This window comes from Flavobacterium aureirubrum, from assembly GCF_038739835.1.
Classification (GTDB): domain Bacteria; phylum Bacteroidota; class Bacteroidia; order Flavobacteriales; family Flavobacteriaceae; genus Flavobacterium; species Flavobacterium aureirubrum.
Window position 1 is genome coordinate 168,766 of record NZ_JBCGDO010000001.1, and the last position, 18,662, is coordinate 187,427.

Below are 18,662 nucleotides of genomic sequence, written 5' to 3' on the forward strand. Positions count from 1 at the left end.
TTTAATTTTATATTTGCACCCGCATTGACGTTATGCATTGCCACGGCGAGGTAGCTCAGTCGGTTAGAGCGCAGGATTCATAACCCTGAGGTCGGGAGTTCAAATCTCCCTCTCGCTACTAAATCCCACCCATTTGAAATGGATGGGATTTTTTTATTAGAAATATGTTGTTTATAGTTTTTCTTCTGCGTAAAAAAATATGATAAAACGTATAAAAAATAAACTCCTTTAACAGTAAGAAGATTTTATAGTTGTATTAAATTAAACAAAGGTTGCACCATCGTTTACTGGTTTTGAAAAGTTATCTATATAGAAGTTTCCTATTCCAAAACAACTCTTGTAAAACGTGATAATTGTTTCAAACCAAAAAACGGAAGAAAATTTATCGCCTATTTAAAGAGTTTAAGATTAATATCTGTCCGCCATACTGGAGTTCAAATCTCCCTGTAGCGAAATAAATTAAAGGTTTGGACTCTTCCAAACCTTTTTTTGTTTGTAACATTTATTTCTGTTTTAAAATTTCAAAATAATTCAACTTTCGGTTTCTTTTTTCTAATAACAAAACTACAATAACAAAATATTATTGTAAGATATTTATTTATTTATTATATTAAAAAGTGCATTTCATCGATTTTTTTATACTTTTTATCGATTATATTTAAAAATATTCTAGTTTTGAATTGTCAAATAAAAAGAATGAAGTAGATACCACTTCATTTAAATAATAAATCATAATAACCCCAGAGTTATGAAACAATTATTACTTAAATCGAAAAAATCAAACTTGCCGTTTTCCTTAACAGAAAAAAAACAAGTTAAAAAAAGTACCATTTCTATCACAACAAATATGCTTAAGTGCCTGTTTGTAGTGTTATCACTAACTCCTTTTGCCGAAGTAAGCGCCCAATGCAGCATTGTAATCAGCAGTTCGCTCCCGATAAATTCAGTGGCAACAGTTAGAACACTTGCAGGCAGTGGCGTCGCAGGAAATACCAATGATACTAGATCCGATTCTTCATTTAGTTTCCCCTCAGTAATTACCACCAGTGCTTCAGGCAATGTATTTATACCTGATTTTGGTAATAATTTAATCTGTGTGATTACGTCAGTAGGGGTAGTGAGCACGCTAGCAGAAAGCCGCATGGCAGGGAATAGCAAGTACTACAGGGTTATCAATAAATAATTTATAAATAATTTATACTTATAGACTACCGCTGTCAAGTGGTCAACCAAGTGGTCAACTTTAAATAATCTACTATCATGTCAAATAAAAAACTTTCCCAAAAATTACTTACTTTTTTGCTAATCTTACTTCCATCCGTTTTATTTGCGCAGGGTGAATTTATCACCCGCTGGAATTTAGCTACAGTAGGTAGCGGTGCTACGCAATTAAGTATTGGTACTGCAACTAGTGGAACCGTAACTTACTACTGGCAACAAATCGGAGGTGCGGCATTAACAGGTTCGGGCACTTTCTCAGGAACTACTTTAACCATTACTGGTTTGCCTACAGGTGCTACCATACGTTTGGGTATTTACCCAACCAATTTTCAAAGAATAAACATCAACAATGGTGCTGATAGAAGCCGATTGTTGGATGTAGAACAATGGGGCACAACGGTATGGACCAGTATGGCAACCGCATTTTTTGGTTGTAATAACTTAAACATAACCGCTACAGATATTCCTGTTTTAACTTCGTGTACTAGCATGCAAACCATGTTTCAAGGTTGTACCGTCTTAAATGGTCCTACTAACATTAATTCTTGGAATACAGCTGCGGTAACGAATATGAGTTTTATGTTTAGAAATGCCACGAGCTTTAACCAAAACATTGGAAGTTGGAATACCGGGGCTGTTACTACCATGCAACATATGTTTTTAAGTGCAACTGCCTTCAACCAAAATATAAACAGTTGGAATACGGCGGCGGTAACCAATATGAATGGGATTTTTGCTGCAGCCACTAGCTTTAACCAAAACATTGGAAGCTGGAATACTGTCGCTGTTACTAATATGTCCTTTATGTTTCAACAAGCCACAGCCTTCAATCAAAACATCGGAAGCTGGAATACGGCGGCGGTAACCAATATGAATGGGATGTTTAGCTTTGCCACTAGCTTTAACCAAAATATTGGAAGCTGGAATACTGGAGCTGTTACTAATATGGCACAGATGTTTCAAAATGCCAACAGCTTTAATCAAAACATCGGAAGCTGGAATACGGCGGCGGTAACCCTTATGAGTGGGATGTTTCAAAATGCCAGCAGCTTCAATCAAAACATTGGAAACTGGAATACCGGCGCGGTAACCTTTATGAGTCAGATGTTTTCTGGTGCCACATCCTTCAATCAAAATATAGGCAATTGGAGATTGAATGCCACTGTTAATTTGACCTTTATGCTAGACAATTCCGGTATGGATTGTGCCAATTATGCTGCCACGCTTGTAGGGTGGAATGCCAATCCGACCACTCCTAACGGTAGAACACTGGGTGCTACTGGCAGAACCTATGGCGCGCAAGCTTCAGCAGCCAGAGCCAATTTGGTTTTAGCAACCGGCAGTGGCGGTAAAGGATGGACTATTATAGGTGATGCCCTAAGTGCCACCAATTGTGGTGCCTTTATCACCCGATGGAATTTAGCCACAACAGGTAGTGGTGCTACGCAATTAAGCATTGGTACTGCAACCAGTGGAACCGTAACTTACTACTGGCAACAAATCGGGGGTGCGGCATTAACAGGTTCGGGCACTTTCTCAGGAACTACTTTAACCATTACGGGTTTGCCTGCGGGTGCTACCATACGTTTGGGTATTTATCCAACCAATTTTCAAAGAATAAACATCAACAATGGTACAGATAGAAGCAGATTGTTGGATGTAGAACAATGGGGCACAACGGTATGGACCAGCATGCAATCCGCATTTTTTGGTTGCAATAACTTAAACATAACCGCTACGGACCTTCCTGTTTTAACTTCGTGTACCAGCATGGAATCCATGTTTCAAGGTTGTTCAACCTTAAATGGCCCTTCAAATATTAATTCCTGGAATACGGCAGCTGTTGTAAACATGAGTGGAATGTTTAGATTAGCAACAGCATTCAATCAAAACATCGGAAGCTGGAATACAGCGGCGGTAACCAATATGGGTTCGATGTTTCTGGATGCCAAAATCTTTAACCAAAACATTGGAAGCTGGAATACTGGAGTTGTTACTAATATGTCCTTTATGTTTCAACAAGCCACAGCCTTCAATCAAAACATCGGAAGCTGGAATACGGCGGCGGTAACAAATATGGGTGCGATGTTTATGGGTGCCACTAACTTTAACCAAAATATTGGAAGCTGGAATACGGCGGCGGTAACAAATATGAATGCGATGTTTCAAAATGCCAACAGCTTTAATCAAAATATCGGAAGCTGGAATACTGCTGCTGTAACTAATATGGGTGGGTTGTTTGCGAGTGCCATCAGCTTTAACCAAAACATTGGAAGTTGGAATACCGGGGCTGTTACTAGCATGCAACAGATGTTCAATGGTGCCACTGCATTTAATAATGGAGGAAGCAGTACTATCAATAACTGGAATACGGCTGCAGTAACTAACATGTTTCGGATGTTTGATTTAGCCACATCCTTCAATCAAAATATAGGCAACTGGAACTTGAATGCCACTGTTAATTTGGGCATCATGCTAAACAATTCCGGTATGGATTGTGCCAATTATGCTGCCACGCTTGTAGGCTGGAATGCCAATCCGATCACTCCTAACGGTAGAACACTTGGTGCTACTGGCAGAACCTATGGCCCGCAAGCCACGGCAGCCAGAGCCAATTTGGTTTTAGCAACCGGCAGTGGCGGTAAAGGATGGACCATTACAGGTGATACGCCTTTTGCTGTAGGAGCAGCAAGTTCTACACAAACCTTGTGCATCAATACTGTTTTAACAAACATAACGCATACCACCACTGGCGCTACTGGAATTGGTGCTGCAACCGGTTTGCCATCAGGTGTTACTGCTAGCTGGGCAGCTAATGTAATTACAATTAGCGGTACACCAACAGCATCGGGCACTTTCAACTACAGCATTCCTTTAACGGGCGGTTGTAGTTCGGTAAATGCAACAGGAACCATTACAGTTAATCCAACGAATACAGCGGGAGCAGCTTCAACAACACCTACAGTATGTATCAATACAGCTTTAACAAATATCACCCATACAACCACAGTGGCAACCGGTATTTCCAATGCGGGAGTAGCAGGAGCCAATGGATTACCTGCTGGCGTAAGTGCCTCATGGGCAAGTAATACCATTACCATCAGCGGTACACCAACAGCATCTGGCACTTTCAACTACAGCATTCCTTTAACGGGCGGTTGTAGTTCGGTAAATGCAACAGGTATCATTACAGTTAACCCCTTGTCTATACCAACCATTAGCGCCAGTGTTAGCACTACGCCCGCCTTAAGTCTTATATCCAGTAACGCAAATGTAGCATATGGTTTACGTAAACTACATTGTGCATATACAGGACCTGCCATTAGGGTAAGACGCAGTAGCGACAACACTACCCTCGATATCGGTTTTACAGTGAGTGGGAATTTGAATACAGTGGCATTAATGAATTTTGTGTCAACCGGCGATGGTTTCGTAGACACCTGGTATGACCAGAGCGGCAATTCGAAACACCTAAGTCAGTCCAATGCAATTAACCAACCTCAGATCGTTTCCGCAGGTGTGATATTGCTCCGTAACGGATTACCGACGGTGCGGTTCAACGGAAACCAGTCGCTGCGCCGTGTAGGGACAGTATCATCAGGCAGTAACCCCTTTAGTATTTTGGCATTAACAAGCAGATCGAACACTTTTGCAGAGGTTTTTGGTTGGGGCAATAACGCGTACAATGGTTGCCGTGTTGGTCTTTGGATCGATGCATCAGGACAAAATTCAATTGAAATGCTTTCGCGAGGTAAGTTTGGCAATACAACCACCGCCAGTGTGCTTGACCTGAAAACCTGGATCTATACTTCCGGTATGATTTCGACAGGATTGAATGCTTTTTACAACGGCTCTGTAACCCCAACCACGCTGGTTAGTGGAATAGATATTACCCCAAACGTTGTTGCTAACGGTGAAATTGCCATGGGTGTAGTACCCACTACCACCGCACATCCATTTAGTGGGGATGTATCGGAAATGATAGCGTTTGATTCAGCACTGAGTACAACGGAGCGACAGATTCTGGAATACCAGCAATCCCTCTATTATAATGTTACAGGTCCATCGGCTGTGGTGCGGGGTAGTACAACGCTTACCAGCACTGCTGCTAGCAGTTACTTGTGGAGTACTGGCGCTACCACACAATCAATCACCGTCAATACTTCCGGTACATACAGTGTTACTGTAACTGCTGCCAACGGATGCAGTGGTACTAGTGCTACTACTAGCGTAACGGTGCTTCCAGAATTTAGTGTGGGCACGGCCTCATCTACACCCACTTTGTGCATAAATACACCACTCACTGCCATTACACACACAACTGTAGCTACCGCAGGTATTGGAACACCAATCGGACTTCCTGCAGGAGTAACGGCATCGTGGGCTGCAAATACAATTACTATAAGCGGAACCCCCACAGCATCTGGAACTTTCAATTATAGTATCCCGCTTGCGGAAGGATGTGGTAGCGTTGCCGCTACCGGAACCATTATAGTTACTCCTACTAATGCAGCAGGAGCGGCTTCATCAACGCCAACGCTTTGTATCAATACTACTTTAACGAACATCACGCATACTACCGCAGGCGCTACAGGAATAGGAACTCCAACAGGTTTACCTGCCGGCGTAACGGCTGCTTGGGCAAGTAATACAATTACAATTTCAGGAACGCCAACGGCTTCTGGAACGTTCAACTACAGTATTCCTCTAACTGGTGGTTGTGGTGTGGTGAATGCAACTGGTATCATTACAGTTACCCCAGCCAATACACCGGGAGTGGCATCATCAACACCCACTGTGACCATCAATACTGCTTTAACCACTATTACACATGCTACAACTGGTGCTACAGGTATTGGTGCAGCAACAGGATTACCCACTGGTGTTACAGCAATATGGGCAAGTAATACTATTACGATTAGTGGTACGCCAACAGTATTAGGAATTTTCAATTATAGTATCCCTTTAATTGGTGGTTGTGGTACTGTTAATGCAACTGGTACCATAACGGTAACAAGAGATACCGATGGTGATGGTGTTGGAGATGCTGCCGATGGAGACGATGACAACGATGGAATTATTGATACCTTAGAATGCTGTATTGACTCAGATGGCGATGGCGTGATTGATACTCTTGATATTGATGCTGATAATGATGGAATTCCAGATATTGAAGAAGCAGGATTTAAGGCATACAGTAACGGAAAATCAACAATGGATAGAAGCAGTGCTACCACTTGGGTTGATGCTAATGCCAACGGAATTAATGATTATATTGATTCGATGATTACGGCAGGGACGTATCTTTTGCCAGACACAGACGGAATTGGAGTGCCTAACTTCTTAGATTTAGATAGCGATAACGACTCACTATTTGATGTAGATGAAGCCAACCTATTGAATGGCGACGGAGATAGTAATGGCGATGGAAATGGTGACGGATTGGATGGTGATGGAGATGGATTACTAAATGTTTATGATAACTTCGTATCGTTTGGAACAACAGCAAGAGCTTATGCACAAGATACCGATGGAAATGGAACTCCTGATTTTATGCAAATCGATTCAAATAGTGACGGCATAAAAGACATCGCCGAAACATTATACAGTGCATTGGATACCAATAATGACGGAAAAATAGATGGTACTGTTGATGTTGATAACGATGGTTTATTAGATACTTTCGACACCAATACCACGGTGAAAGGTTCTCCAAGAGATTTGAATAGAAAACTTTACTTAGACTTTGATGGACGAAACGACTACGGTCAGGATGCCACTGCCCTTGGGGTATTGGCCAACGAAACCATCATGGCTTGGATTAATTTGAATAGCGCTTTTTCTGCCACTGGAGTAATTGCGGGTCAACCTGGTTTCCAATTGAGAATCAACAGCAGTAGAAATCTAGAGGCGGTCGTAAATGGATCGACTGTAAGCTTTTCGACTACTATGATACCTTATTCTACGGCTGTATTGAACACCTCACAATGGTACCATGTAGGTGCCGTATATAATGGTTCAACAGTAAAATTATACCTCAACGGTGTAATGGTTGCCAGCGGTGCCGCTACCGGAAGTATTGCTTCTGCTGCCTTGACCTTAGGTAAAAACCCAATTGCTGACTCAAACTATTTCAGAGGGAAAATAGACGAGGTTAGAATATTTAATGTGGCTTTAACAGACTTACAATTCCAAAGAATGGTATATCAAGAAGTGCAAAATACTGGCTCGCAAGTACGTGGTACAATTGTTCCTAAAGACATTCAATCCCTACCTTACACCAGTATGTTAAGAAACTACAGAATGGATGCCTATAAAGATGATATCGTCGACGACTTTACAACCGCTACTGTTGATATAGGAACGGGAATGAAAATCTACAACCACAAAGCTATCAAAGTTCAAGAAGCTCCAATGCCTTTTGTTACGAGAACAACGGGGACTTTCGCTACTGCTGTAAACGATTCTTCAAAAGACATTCGTGGTATGGACGTATTGGATTATGATTATTCGATTGTTCAAGTAAAACATGACATCAGCGAGACTGCTAATGTAACTAACTTAGCGCTGTTTGTTGATCCTAACATAACCATTACAATGAACAACGATACGAAAATCCAGAATGATTGGTATTTAAAATTAGATGGAAAAATTGACTTAGTTGGAAAATCACAATTGGTTCAAACTACGAATAGCGATTTAGATGCTACAAGTGCTGGATTTGTAGAAAGAGACCAACAAGGAAATCGTAAAATATTTAACTATAACTATTGGTCATCGCCTGTAAGTTCAATTAACAACAGTACTGTTAATCATGGGTTTACTGTAAACGGAGTGATGAAAGATGGTACTACAGCTACACCACAAAACATAACTTGGACAAGCGGTATCAACGGTGCAGCTACTAGCCCAATCACATTGAGTAGCTACTGGATATTCAAATTCCAAAACTCAACTAATAGCTATGCTAATTGGTCTTCTGTGGGACAAAACGGAATCTTACTACCTGGACAAGGTTTTACTATGAAAGGAAGTGGCGTTGCAACTCCTAATCAAAACTATACTTTTGTTGGTAAACCAAATAACGGAACGATTACCTCAACAGTTGGGGCTAATAACTTAAACCTATGTGGTAACCCTTATCCTTCCGCAATCGATGCTGACCAATTTATTGATGACAATGTTGCTAGTATCAATGGTACTTTGTTCTTCTGGGAACACTTTGACACAAATTCTTCTCATAATACAATTGAGTATCAAGGTGGTTATGCGACTTATACAAAAGTAGGTGGAACAGCTCCAGTAGCTCCAATAGGAATAAGTGGTTTGGGATCAAGTAATAAAACTCCAAATAGATTCATTCCTGTGGGACAAGGTTTCTTTGTAACGGGTACACCAACAGGAGGAACAATTACATTTAATAATGGTCAAAGACTATTTGTAAAAGAAGATAATGAAAATTCATATTCATTGTTCAGAACTAATGCTAATCCTACTGTTTCCTCTAGTGCAGCAAACAATAATGCAAATGACAGTTTTACAACTGAAGAGTTTATGAAATTGAGATTGGGGTATACCTCCACTAACAGTTATCATAGACAAATATTGTTAGGATTTATGGATCAAAATGCAACAGCAGGATATGATGAAGGATATGACGGATTGAGCATCGAAACACTAACTAATGACATGTATTTCATTAACGGAACAAGAAAATTAAACATTAATGGTGATGGTTTCTTCAATGTAAACAACATATATCCAATTGGTGTTAAAAATGCAACTTCTGGTAATGTTACTTTCCAAGTTGATGGAAAGGAAAACTTTAGTGATGGCCAAGAAATTTATATACACGATAATGTGACTAATACATACAACAGTATCAAATCACAACCTTATCAGGTAAATCTTCCAGCAGGAATTTACGAAACTCGATTTACTTTGCGATTTACTAATGGATCTTCACTTGGCACAACTGACAATGAAGAAAACCAAGGAATTGCGGTGATACATTCACAATCAAATAATATGATTACTATCAAAAATGTGTTACAAGAAGTAACTGTAAAATCTGTTTCATTATTTAACTTATTAGGACAACAAGTAACTAATTGGAAAATTGACAACCAAAGCCAAGCCGATATTCAACTAAAAGTATCCGATGTAAGTACAGGAACGTATATCGTAAAAGTATTTACTGACGGTGGTGAAATCACGAAAAAAATCTTGGTTAAAAAATAATTCTATTTTGCTTTTTATTTGACACTAAACTGCATTTTAAAAAAAATCCCCACTCGGGGATTTTTTATTTTAAATCTTTTGTCAAACTAATCAGAGAGTTTATGAATGAGTTCCGTAATATTTAATTGCATTTGCTCTCCAGTTTGAATGTCTTTTAAGATAAAACTTGAACCAAGAATTTCTTTCACAACAAACGGAATTCCTCGTCGCTCTGCATGTTTAAATTGCTTATCAATCTTAGCGTTATCGGGATACATCTCTGCTTTGATGTTTTGATTTCGAAGTAATGTAATGGCTTTCATAACTTCAAAAGTTTGGCTTTCGCCAAAATTTAAAAACAATACTTTGGTAGCAATAGTAACCGTTTGTGGAAATAAATTCAATTCCTCTAAAACCAAATAAATTCTATCCAAACCAAAAGAAATCCCAACACCGCTCATGTTCTTTAAACCGAAAATTCCTGTCAAATCATCATAGCGACCGCCGCCGCCAATAGAACCCATAGCAACTGTAGCTGGAGGTGCTACTTCAAAAATAGCTCCGGTATAATAGTTTAATCCTCTCGCCAAAGTCACATCCAAATCTAAAATGGATTTTTTTAATCCCAGTTTAGCGATGTTATCGCAAATAAATTGCAGTTCACGTATTCCTTCCTTTCCTTCTTCAGAAGCAGAAAGTAAAGTTGAAAGTTTAGCTATTTTCTCATGAATTGTTCCTGTGAAATGAAACAAAGGTTGTACTTTTTCCAACGCTCCTTCGGAAATTCCTTTCTCTAGCATCTCTTTCTTCACGGCTTCCACTCCTATTTTGTCCAATTTGTCCAAAGCCACTGTAAAATCAATCAATTTATTCGATGCACCAATCACTTCTGCAATTCCAGATAAAATTTTTCGATTATTGATTTTGATGATAACACCTTCCAAACCTAGTGCTGTAAATACTGAATCGTATAATTGTACCAACTCTACTTCTTGCCATAAAGAGGTGGAACCTACCACATCGGCATCGCATTGATAAAACTCTCTGAACCTTCCTTTTTGTGGACGGTCAGCACGCCAAACAGGTTGAATTTGATAGCGTTTAAACGGAAATTCAATCTCACTTTGGTGCTGCACCACATAACGAGCAAAAGGAACGGTTAAGTCATAACGAAGGGCTTTCTCGGAGATTTTAGGAGTAAGCTGTTTGTAATTTTTGATTTGTAAATCCTCAGCAGAAACGCCATCCAAATAATCCCCCGAATTCAATATCTTAAAAATCAATCGATCACCTTCATCTCCATATTTTCCCATCAGCGTATCGGAGTTTTCAAACGAAGGGGTTTCTATGGGTTGGTAACCAAATTTCTCAAAATGATCTCTCATTACCGAAATAATATAATTTCGTTTAGCCACCTCAGCCGGTGAAAAATCGCGTGTGCCTTTGGGAATACTTGGTTTTTGTGCCATTTTAAATATTAGATTTTGATATTAGATTTTAAATATTTGATATTTAACATTTAAAATTCATTTTGCAAATATCTTATTTTTTAAAACTAATTTCTACAAGCAAGGCAATTTTCTTGTAACAAAAGGGTTAACTTCGTGACAAATTACTGTTATGATTGGATTATTTAGAGAAAATGTAAAAATCGCTTTGGGTTCTATTAGAACACAATTGCTGCGCACCGTGTTAACGGTAATAATTATTGCTATTGGTATTACTTCATTAGTAGGGATTTTAACCGTGGTTGCGGCTATCGATAATAACTTAAATTCTAGTTTTGCTTCCATGGGTTCTAATACCTTCAACATCAATCAATATGAAAATAGAAACAGAAGAAGTGGTGGTGATGAAGTTGAAAAGATTAATCCTATTATCTCCTATTTTGAAGCCAAGCGGTATAAAGAACTCTACAATTATCCTTTTACACAAACCTCCTTATCGTTTATTGCCACCTCAACGGCCGAAGTTAAATATGACAATCAAAAAACCGATCCCGAAATTACTGTAATTGGTGTAGATGAATTTTATATGCCCAACTCTGGTTTAGAAGCCACACAAGGGAGAAACTTTAATAGTTTTGACATCTCCAATAATGTATATAATTGTATTGTTGGTTCTGATTTTGTTTCCAAAGGATTGTTTAAAGATGTTAACCCAATTGGAAAAATGTTATCCATCCGCGGGGCAAAATTCAAGGTGATAGGTGTGTTAAAAGAAAGAGGTTCCACTTTTGGTAACAGTCAAGATTTGCGTGTTCTTATCCCTATTCAAGTAGCTCGGTCGTTATTTTCTGCGCCCAATATCAATTATTCTGTAAGTTCTATGATTGAAAAAACAGAATTGTTGGACGATGCGGTTGCCAATGCCACTAGCACGATGCGAAAAGTGAGAAAACTTAACCCAATTGAAGAGGACAATTTTGGTGTTTCGCGGAGCGATGATTTAATTAATCGAATTGCCAATCTAACGGGAGTTTTGAGTATTTCTGCCTGGGTAATGGGAATTATCACTATTCTAGGTTCGTCTATCGCTTTGATGAATATCATGGTAGTTTCCGTAACAGAACGCACACGTGAAATTGGGGTTCGAAAATCATTGGGTGCCACAAAAAAAACGATTGCTTTTCAATTCTTTATAGAAACATTGACCATTGGACAAATAGGAGGACTTTTCGGGATTGTATTTGGAATTCTTATTGGTTATCTTATTTGTTTGGCTGCAGGCTGGGATTTTGTAATTCCTTGGGGTGCCATCATGGCGGCTTTTATTACCAGTTTTATTGTGGCTATCATTTCTGGTTCCTATCCTGCCATCAAAGCCTCACAACTCGACCCTATTGAGGCGCTGCGGTATGAGTAAAAGTTGGAAGTTGGGAGTTTGAAGCATTTATTAAAACTCTGTGAGTCTCATTTTTCTCTTTGAATCTCTGTGAAATATAATCTTTGTGATTATATGTTACATTTTATCATTCTATCATTGCCATAAATATCTTTATGAAGTTCACAGTTTTTAAAACCATAACTTTCGACTAAAGCCAACGTTTCTTTTCCTAAATATTGATTAATTTCAAAGTACAGTTTCCCATTTGGTTTTAGGCTATTCTTCGCTAAATTGGCTATTTTTCTATAAAAAAGTAAGGCATCATTATCTTCAACAAATAGTGCCAAATGAGGTTCATATTCCAAAACATTAGGACTAATTTCTGTTTTTTCTAACATGCGAACATAAGGCGGATTAGAAACGATGATGTCGAAGGAAGTGGAAAGTGGAAAGTTAGGAGTGGAAAAGTTTTGTAGGTCGTAAACTTTTAAAATATCGGCTTGAATAAAATTGATTGTTACTTGGTTTGCAATAGCATTTTTTTTTGCCACTTCTAATGCTTTGTCGGAAATATCAATGGCGAACACTTCAGCATTTGGCAAAAACTTTTTCAATGCAATAGGAATACAACCCGAACCTGTTCCAATGTCGAGTATTTTCAATTTGGAATTAGGTGCCAAAGTGTATGGAAGCAACTCACAATCTTTAACAATTAACTCCACTAATTCTTCAGTCTCAGGTCGCGGAATTAATACATTTTCGTTAACTAAAAAAGGTAAACCGCAAAACTCAGTTGCACCTAATATGTATTGAATGGGTTTATAAACTTTTAGCTCTTCTACCACCTGTTCCCATTGTTGAATTTCGTTTTTTTCAATATAAAAATTAGGTTGTAACGCCAAATCTAAGCGCTTCATTTGATGCAAATTTTCTAAAGTCAAAAAAAAGAAACTATCTATTTCCTGTTCATCATAGAATGGAAGCAAATCTTTTTTGAAAATATTTTTAAATTCTTTGACAAACATTTTGAATCTCGAGTTTAAAAATTGGAGGCTAACTCTTTAATCATCCATGCCGGACAAGAAGTATGACCTGTATTCCCGATAGGATTTTCGAGGTATTCGAAACCCATCTTTTTATACAAATGTTGCGCAATGACCATTTCGCGGAGCGTTTCGAGATAACAGTGAGTATAGCCAAATTCGCTGGCTTTTTGCAAACATTTCTTAATTAATTGTTGCCCTAAACCTTTGCCTCGCGAACCGGTTAATAAATACATTTTTTGTAATTCGCATAACATAGACGTTGCATTTTCTAGTTGTGAAATCCCAGCACCACCGACGATTTTTTCATTTTCTTCGATGACAAAATAAACAGACTTGTCTTTATTATAGGTTTGAAACATAAAATCAAGTTGTGGATCTTCGAACGCGGTTCCTGTTTTTGGAAAATTATCTGAAATAAATACTTCACGAATTGCAGCAGCAATTTGTTGATTATCTTGTATTTGAATTTCTCTAATTTGGGCAACTGACATTGTAAAACTAATAGCTTATTTTTGCGAAGTGAAGATACATGAAAAATACATCAATCGCTGCATTGAACTTGCCAAAAATGGTTTAGGAACCACCTATCCTAATCCGTTGGTTGGGAGTGTGATTGTATATAACAACAGAATTATTGGTGAAGGTTGGCATCGGAAATCGGGCGAGCCACACGCCGAAGTAAACGCTATTAATAAAGTAAAAGACAAGTCACTTCTATCAAAAGCTACCATTTATGTATCATTAGAACCTTGCAGCCATTTTGGTAAAACGCCTCCATGTTGCGATTTAATTATCAAATACAAAATCCCAAATGTGGTGATTGGCACAATTGACCCCAACGAAAAGGTCGCTGGAAACGGCATTAAAAGATTAGTAGAAAACGGTATAAATGTAACGGTTGGCGTTTTGGAAAATGATTGCAACGAATTGAACAAACGATTTTTTACTTTTCACAAGAAAAAACGTCCCTACATTATATTAAAGTGGGCCGAAAGTTCAGACGGATTTATTGCACCATTATATAAAGAAAAAAAAGAACCAATATGGATATCTAATGAATTTTCTCGACAACTAGTGCACAAATGGAGAAGTGAAGAACAAGCCATTTTAGTGGGAACAAAAACAGTTCTCGATGACAATCCTAAATTAGATGTACGGGATTGGACTGGACAAAATCCGACACGAATAGTATTGGATAAATCAGGGAAAATTTCAAAAGATTTTTATGTAAACGACGGAAAAACAAGAACAATTTTCATCACTGAAATCGAAAATATGCCATCGAATGAGAATTGTATATATGAAAATGCTACCTTTGATAGTCGTCTTGCCAAAAATATAAGCGCAATTCTTTATAGAAATAACGTCCAATCGGTTATTATAGAAGGAGGAAAAATGACATTGGAAACTTTTATAAAAGACAACCTTTGGGATGAAGCGAGAATATTTGTTGGCAACAATATATTAAAGAACGGAACAAAATCACCTATTATATATATAGAAAACACTGTTGTTAAAATAAAAGAGAACCAACTTAAACTTTTTAGAAACCATGATTAACGCAATTATTTTTGATTTTGGTGATATTTTTATCAACCTAGAAAAAGAAACTCAAATCGATGAATTCAAAAAAATTGGATTGCATGGACCAAATGAGGAACTTGTAGCCTATAATGATCTATTTGAGAAAGGAAAAATTAGCGAAATCGACTTTATCAAAAGTTTTGAGAAATGTATTCCTAACGCCGGTATAGAAGATATTATTAAAGCTTGGAATGCAGTAATTGGCGATTTTCCACTCTATCGTTTAGAATTTTTACAAATGCTGGCTAGTAAATACCGTCTATTTCTTCTCACTAACACCGATTCTATTCACATAAGCCGATTTGAACACAAAGTAGGCATGTCATTCTACACGGATTTTTACCGTTGTTTCGAAAAAGTATATTATTCTTTCGAAATGGGCAGAAGAAAACCTGATCCCGAGATATTTAACATCATATTACGCAAACATGATTTATCGCCTAAAAAAACGCTTTTTGTAGACGATAAAAAAATAAATACAGATGCAGCAGCAAGTATTGGACTGCATGTTTGGAATTTACAGGTTGGTAAAGAGGATGTTGTAGATTTATTTGAACAAAAACACCTACCACTGTAATAAAATTCCAAAAATCAAACCACTACTTTTACACTTCAAATTAAGAAATGACAGACACTTATAAAACTATCGTTTCGCCTTCAAAAGGAGTACTTCTTAAAGAAAAAAACAGCAAATTTTTTGGTTATACCTTTCCAATTACAACAGAAGAAGATGTTAAAAAAAATCTAGAACTGTTAAAAGCAGAACATCCTGCAGCGGGACATTTCTGTTATGCTTTTCAATTAGGGACAACAAAAAAACATTATAGAACAAACGATGATGGCGAACCTAATAACTCTGCTGGATTGCCAATCTATGGACAAATTCAATCCTATGGTGTAACTAATACTCTAGTTGTTATTGTTCGGATTTATGGTGGAACAAAACTAGGCGTTGGCGGGCTAATTTCAGCCTACAAAACTGCGGCACAAATGGCATTAGAAAATAGCGATATAGTAGAAAGAACCATTGCTATTTATTTTCAAATTAATTTTGATTACAAAAACATGAATAAAGTGATGCGTATCATCAAAGAAAAAAATCTCGAAATTGTTTCGCAAAAAATGGACGAAACGTGTGAAATACTATTTTCTACAAGAAAAAAAAATGCCGAGATGATAGTCGACATTTTTGAAAATCTGTTTGAAATCGAAATAAAAAAGATTTAATTTTCCTCGCTGCGTAAAACCTCCAAAATATAGTTTGGAGGAGCAATAGGTTTTCCTGAATTTACAGCCACAAATACTAAAATAAATTGCGCAGTTGTTAACAACTCCCCATTTTCGTTATGGATTTCACAATCAAATTCAATCTTCACAGAACTTTGACTTTTAAACTTTGTAGTCACCGTAAGTAAATCATCATAACGAGCTGGTTTTTTGTAATTTATTGTCATAGAAACAATAGGAAGTGCAATACCACTTTCTTCAAGCGATTTGTATGAAACCCCTTTATTTCTAAGCCATTCCACACGTCCCATTTCAAAATAAGGTATATAATTACCATGATAAACGACACTCATTTGATCGGTTTCTGAATACCGAACTCTAACCTGTATTTGATGTTCTTTCATCTGATTTTTTTGCTTTTTATCTATTTTAAATGCTGTCCTTACAACAATATTTTTTAAAAATCAATGCCATTAAAATTTTTTTTAACAAATTTTATTCACATATTTGTTACCCCATTAAACGAGACAATTTTTGTTGTCTTTTATTAGAAAATAACCTAAACAAAACATTAATATTTAAACCAATTATGAATAAAACTGCGCAATCGGTATGGGAAAACTGTCTAGAATTTATAAAAGACAATATACAAGAGCAAGCTTTCAAAACTTGGTTCGAACCGATTAAATCAGTTGAACTTACTGATAACGCATTATATATTCAAGTTCCTAGTAAATTTTTCTATGAGTGGCTCGAAGAGCACTATGTAAAATTATTAAAAGTTGCCTTAACTAAAGAACTTGGAAAAAACGCAAAGTTACTCTATAAAATTAAAATGGAGAACACTTATGGTAATAAACAACCCTATACAGAACAATTGCCAAGTTCTCATAGAAGTCCACTAAAATCTCAGGAAGTTGATGCGCCTTTTAAAAATTTAAATCCAGAGCTTAAAAATCCTTTCGTAATTCCAGGAATTAGAAATTTAAAAATAGAGTCACAACTTAATCCTAATTACAGCTTTGATAATTTTCTTGAAGGCGACTCAAATAGATTGGCGCGTTCTGCTGGTATGGCTGTAGCAAATAAGCCAGGCGGAACTTCATTTAATCCATTATTAATTTTTGGAGGTGTTGGATTAGGAAAAACCCATTTGGCACACGCCATTGGAGTTGAAATCAAAGATAAATATCCTGAGAAAACGGTTTTATATATTTCCGCCGAAGTTTTTACACAACAATATATTGACTCTGTAAAGAAAAATAATAGAAACGATTTTATTCATTTCTACCAATTAATAGATGTATTAATAATTGATGACGTTCAATTCCTCTCGGGCAAATCAGGAACACAGGATGTATTCTTCCATATCTTCAATTACTTACATCAAAATGGCAAACAAGTAATTCTTACCTCTGATAAAGCACCTGTTGACATGCAAGATATCGAACAACGTTTGTTATCTCGTTTTAAATGGGGATTGTCGGCAGAATTGCATCAACCCGATTATGAAACTAGAATTTCTATCTTAAAAAATATTTTATATAGAGATGGAGTGGATATGCCAGATGACATCATTGAATATGTTGCTCGAAATATCAAATCAAACGTCAGAGAACTAGAAGGTGCAATTATTTCATTAATTGCACAATCGTCATTCAATAAAAAAGAAGTTACTCTTGATTTAGCAAAAAGTGTCGTTGAAAAATTTGTTAAAAACGTAAAACGAGAAATTTCTATAGATTATATTCAAAAAGTAGTTTCAGATTATTTCCAACTGGATATTGACACTTTACAATCAAAAACTAGAAAACGCCATGTAGTTCAAGCAAGACAATTAGCCATGTTTTTTGCTAAAAAATTCACTAAATCTTCATTGGCAAATATTGGTTCACAGATAGGTGATAGAGATCACGCTACAGTATTGCATGCCTGTAAAACAGTTGACAACCTTGTTTCAACTGACAAACAATTCAAAAAATTTGTAGACGACATTCATAAAAAACTATCACTATAGTTAGTGTTTTTTTGATTAAGTTTGTCCATTAAAAAACCCAAATATGCCGGTTAAAATTTTAATGGTTTGTCTTGGAAATATTTGTCGGTCGCCTTTAGCAGAAGGACTCTTAGCTTCAAAACTACCAAAAGATAAATTTATCGTAGACTCCGCTGGAACAGGAAATTATCATATTGGTAAGCAACCTGACCCACGCTCTATTCTAACAGCCAAAAAAAATGGCTTAGACATTTCAAATCAACGAGGAAGACAATTTACTTCAAAAGACTTTGACTATTTTGATTACATCTATGTCATGGATAGTTCCAATTATGATAACGTAGTAGAACTTGCAAAAAACGACACACAAAAAAACAAAGTTGAAATGATACTCAATCATTTGTTTCCTGGCGAAAATGTTGATGTTCCTGATCCTTATTATGGACTTCAAAATGGCTTTGATATGGTGTATGAAATGTTAGATGAAACCTGTGATATTATTGCTAAAAAACTGGTAGAGAAACACTCATAATTCTCAAACA

At 37.0% G+C, this 18,662-nt stretch carries 12 protein-coding genes and 1 tRNA gene; 9 read left to right on the forward strand and 4 right to left on the reverse strand.

Annotated elements, in window-relative coordinates; all coding sequences use genetic code 11:
* Positions 1–44: 44 nt before the first annotated feature.
* The 3 genes from WFZ85_RS00750 (at position 45) to WFZ85_RS00760 (ending at position 9,462) form a co-directional block, all read left to right on the forward strand.
* A tRNA-Met gene (locus WFZ85_RS00750) sits at positions 45–118 on the forward strand.
* A 630-nt stretch (positions 119–748) separates the two neighbouring features.
* Positions 749–1,183, forward strand: coding sequence for an NHL repeat-containing protein (locus WFZ85_RS00755; protein ID WP_342694375.1), 435 nt, complete (start codon positions 749–751; stop codon positions 1,181–1,183).
* A 77-nt stretch (positions 1,184–1,260) separates the two neighbouring features.
* Positions 1,261–9,462 carry a BspA family leucine-rich repeat surface protein gene (locus WFZ85_RS00760; RefSeq protein ID WP_342694376.1) on the forward strand — a complete coding sequence of 2,734 codons (8,202 nt, stop codon included), beginning with the start codon at positions 1,261–1,263 and terminating at the stop codon, positions 9,460–9,462.
* A gap of 86 nt (positions 9,463–9,548) precedes the next feature.
* On the opposite strand, the gene hisS is transcribed toward WFZ85_RS00760, so the two are convergent.
* Positions 9,549–10,910: a histidine--tRNA ligase gene (gene hisS / locus WFZ85_RS00765; protein WP_342694377.1), complete on the reverse strand. Its 1,362-nt coding sequence runs from the start codon at positions 10,908–10,910 to the stop codon at positions 9,549–9,551.
* Positions 10,911–11,061: 151 nt separating this feature from the next.
* Between hisS and WFZ85_RS00770 the strand changes: the two genes are divergently transcribed.
* Entirely contained in the window at positions 11,062–12,306 is a 1,245-nt protein-coding gene (locus tag WFZ85_RS00770) for an ABC transporter permease (protein ID WP_342694378.1), read from the forward strand.
* Positions 12,307–12,395: 89 nt separating this feature from the next.
* Here the strand turns inward: WFZ85_RS00770 and prmC are convergent, their stop codons facing one another.
* On the reverse strand, positions 12,396–13,292 hold the full coding sequence (gene prmC, locus WFZ85_RS00775; protein ID WP_342694379.1) for a peptide chain release factor N(5)-glutamine methyltransferase: 897 nt from the start codon (positions 13,290–13,292) through the stop codon (positions 12,396–12,398).
* A 14-nt stretch (positions 13,293–13,306) separates the two neighbouring features.
* Positions 13,307–13,804, reverse strand: a complete 498-nt coding sequence (locus tag WFZ85_RS00780; RefSeq protein WP_342694380.1) for a GNAT family N-acetyltransferase — start codon at positions 13,802–13,804, stop codon at positions 13,307–13,309.
* Between the two features lie 28 nt (positions 13,805–13,832).
* On the opposite strand from WFZ85_RS00780, the gene ribD reads away from it, so the two are divergent.
* The 3 genes from ribD to WFZ85_RS00795 are packed head-to-tail and all read left to right on the forward strand — an operon-like array spanning position 13,833 to position 16,124.
* Entirely contained in the window at positions 13,833–14,873 is a 1,041-nt protein-coding gene (gene ribD / locus WFZ85_RS00785; RefSeq protein ID WP_342694381.1) for a bifunctional diaminohydroxyphosphoribosylaminopyrimidine deaminase/5-amino-6-(5-phosphoribosylamino)uracil reductase RibD, read from the forward strand.
* Positions 14,866–15,474, forward strand: coding sequence for an HAD family hydrolase (locus WFZ85_RS00790; RefSeq protein WP_342694382.1), 609 nt, complete (start codon positions 14,866–14,868; stop codon positions 15,472–15,474). The genes ribD and WFZ85_RS00790 overlap by 8 nt, the downstream gene beginning before the upstream one ends.
* Before the next feature lie 47 nt (positions 15,475–15,521).
* Positions 15,522–16,124, forward strand: a complete 603-nt coding sequence (locus tag WFZ85_RS00795; RefSeq protein ID WP_342694383.1) for an IMPACT family protein — start codon at positions 15,522–15,524, stop codon at positions 16,122–16,124.
* On the opposite strand, the gene WFZ85_RS00800 is transcribed toward WFZ85_RS00795, so the two are convergent.
* A complete protein-coding gene (locus WFZ85_RS00800) occupies positions 16,121–16,528 on the reverse strand; it encodes an acyl-CoA thioesterase (protein ID WP_342694384.1) in 408 nt (135 codons plus the stop codon). The two genes, WFZ85_RS00795 and WFZ85_RS00800, sit on opposite strands and share 4 nt — an antisense overlap.
* Positions 16,529–16,713: 185 nt before the next feature.
* Between WFZ85_RS00800 and dnaA the strand changes: the two genes are divergently transcribed.
* Positions 16,714–18,141, forward strand: a complete 1,428-nt coding sequence (gene dnaA, locus WFZ85_RS00805) for a chromosomal replication initiator protein DnaA (protein WP_342694385.1) — start codon at positions 16,714–16,716, stop codon at positions 18,139–18,141.
* Between the two features lie 43 nt (positions 18,142–18,184).
* Positions 18,185–18,652, forward strand: coding sequence for a low molecular weight protein-tyrosine-phosphatase (locus WFZ85_RS00810; RefSeq protein WP_342694386.1), 468 nt, complete (start codon positions 18,185–18,187; stop codon positions 18,650–18,652).
* The last annotated feature ends 10 nt before the right edge of the window (positions 18,653–18,662 follow it).

Bases quoted from the DNA above. Each gene is read 5' to 3' on its own strand.
- prmC (WP_342694379.1), bottom strand. From the start codon at position 13,292: ATGTTTGTCAAAGAATTTAAAAATATTTTCAAAAAAGATTTGCTTCCA.
- WFZ85_RS00770 (WP_342694378.1), top strand. From the start codon at position 11,062: ATGATTGGATTATTTAGAGAAAATGTAAAAATCGCTTTGGGTTCTATT.
- WFZ85_RS00810 (WP_342694386.1), top strand. From the start codon at position 18,185: ATGCCGGTTAAAATTTTAATGGTTTGTCTTGGAAATATTTGTCGGTCG.
- hisS (WP_342694377.1), bottom strand. From the start codon at position 10,910: ATGGCACAAAAACCAAGTATTCCCAAAGGCACACGCGATTTTTCACCG.
- WFZ85_RS00755 (WP_342694375.1), top strand. From the start codon at position 749: ATGAAACAATTATTACTTAAATCGAAAAAATCAAACTTGCCGTTTTCC.
- dnaA (WP_342694385.1), top strand. From the start codon at position 16,714: ATGAATAAAACTGCGCAATCGGTATGGGAAAACTGTCTAGAATTTATA.
- WFZ85_RS00760 (WP_342694376.1), top strand. From the start codon at position 1,261: ATGTCAAATAAAAAACTTTCCCAAAAATTACTTACTTTTTTGCTAATC.
- WFZ85_RS00795 (WP_342694383.1), top strand. From the start codon at position 15,522: ATGACAGACACTTATAAAACTATCGTTTCGCCTTCAAAAGGAGTACTT.
- WFZ85_RS00780 (WP_342694380.1), bottom strand. From the start codon at position 13,804: ATGTCAGTTGCCCAAATTAGAGAAATTCAAATACAAGATAATCAACAA.
- WFZ85_RS00790 (WP_342694382.1), top strand. From the start codon at position 14,866: ATGATTAACGCAATTATTTTTGATTTTGGTGATATTTTTATCAACCTA.
- WFZ85_RS00800 (WP_342694384.1), bottom strand. From the start codon at position 16,528: ATGAAAGAACATCAAATACAGGTTAGAGTTCGGTATTCAGAAACCGAT.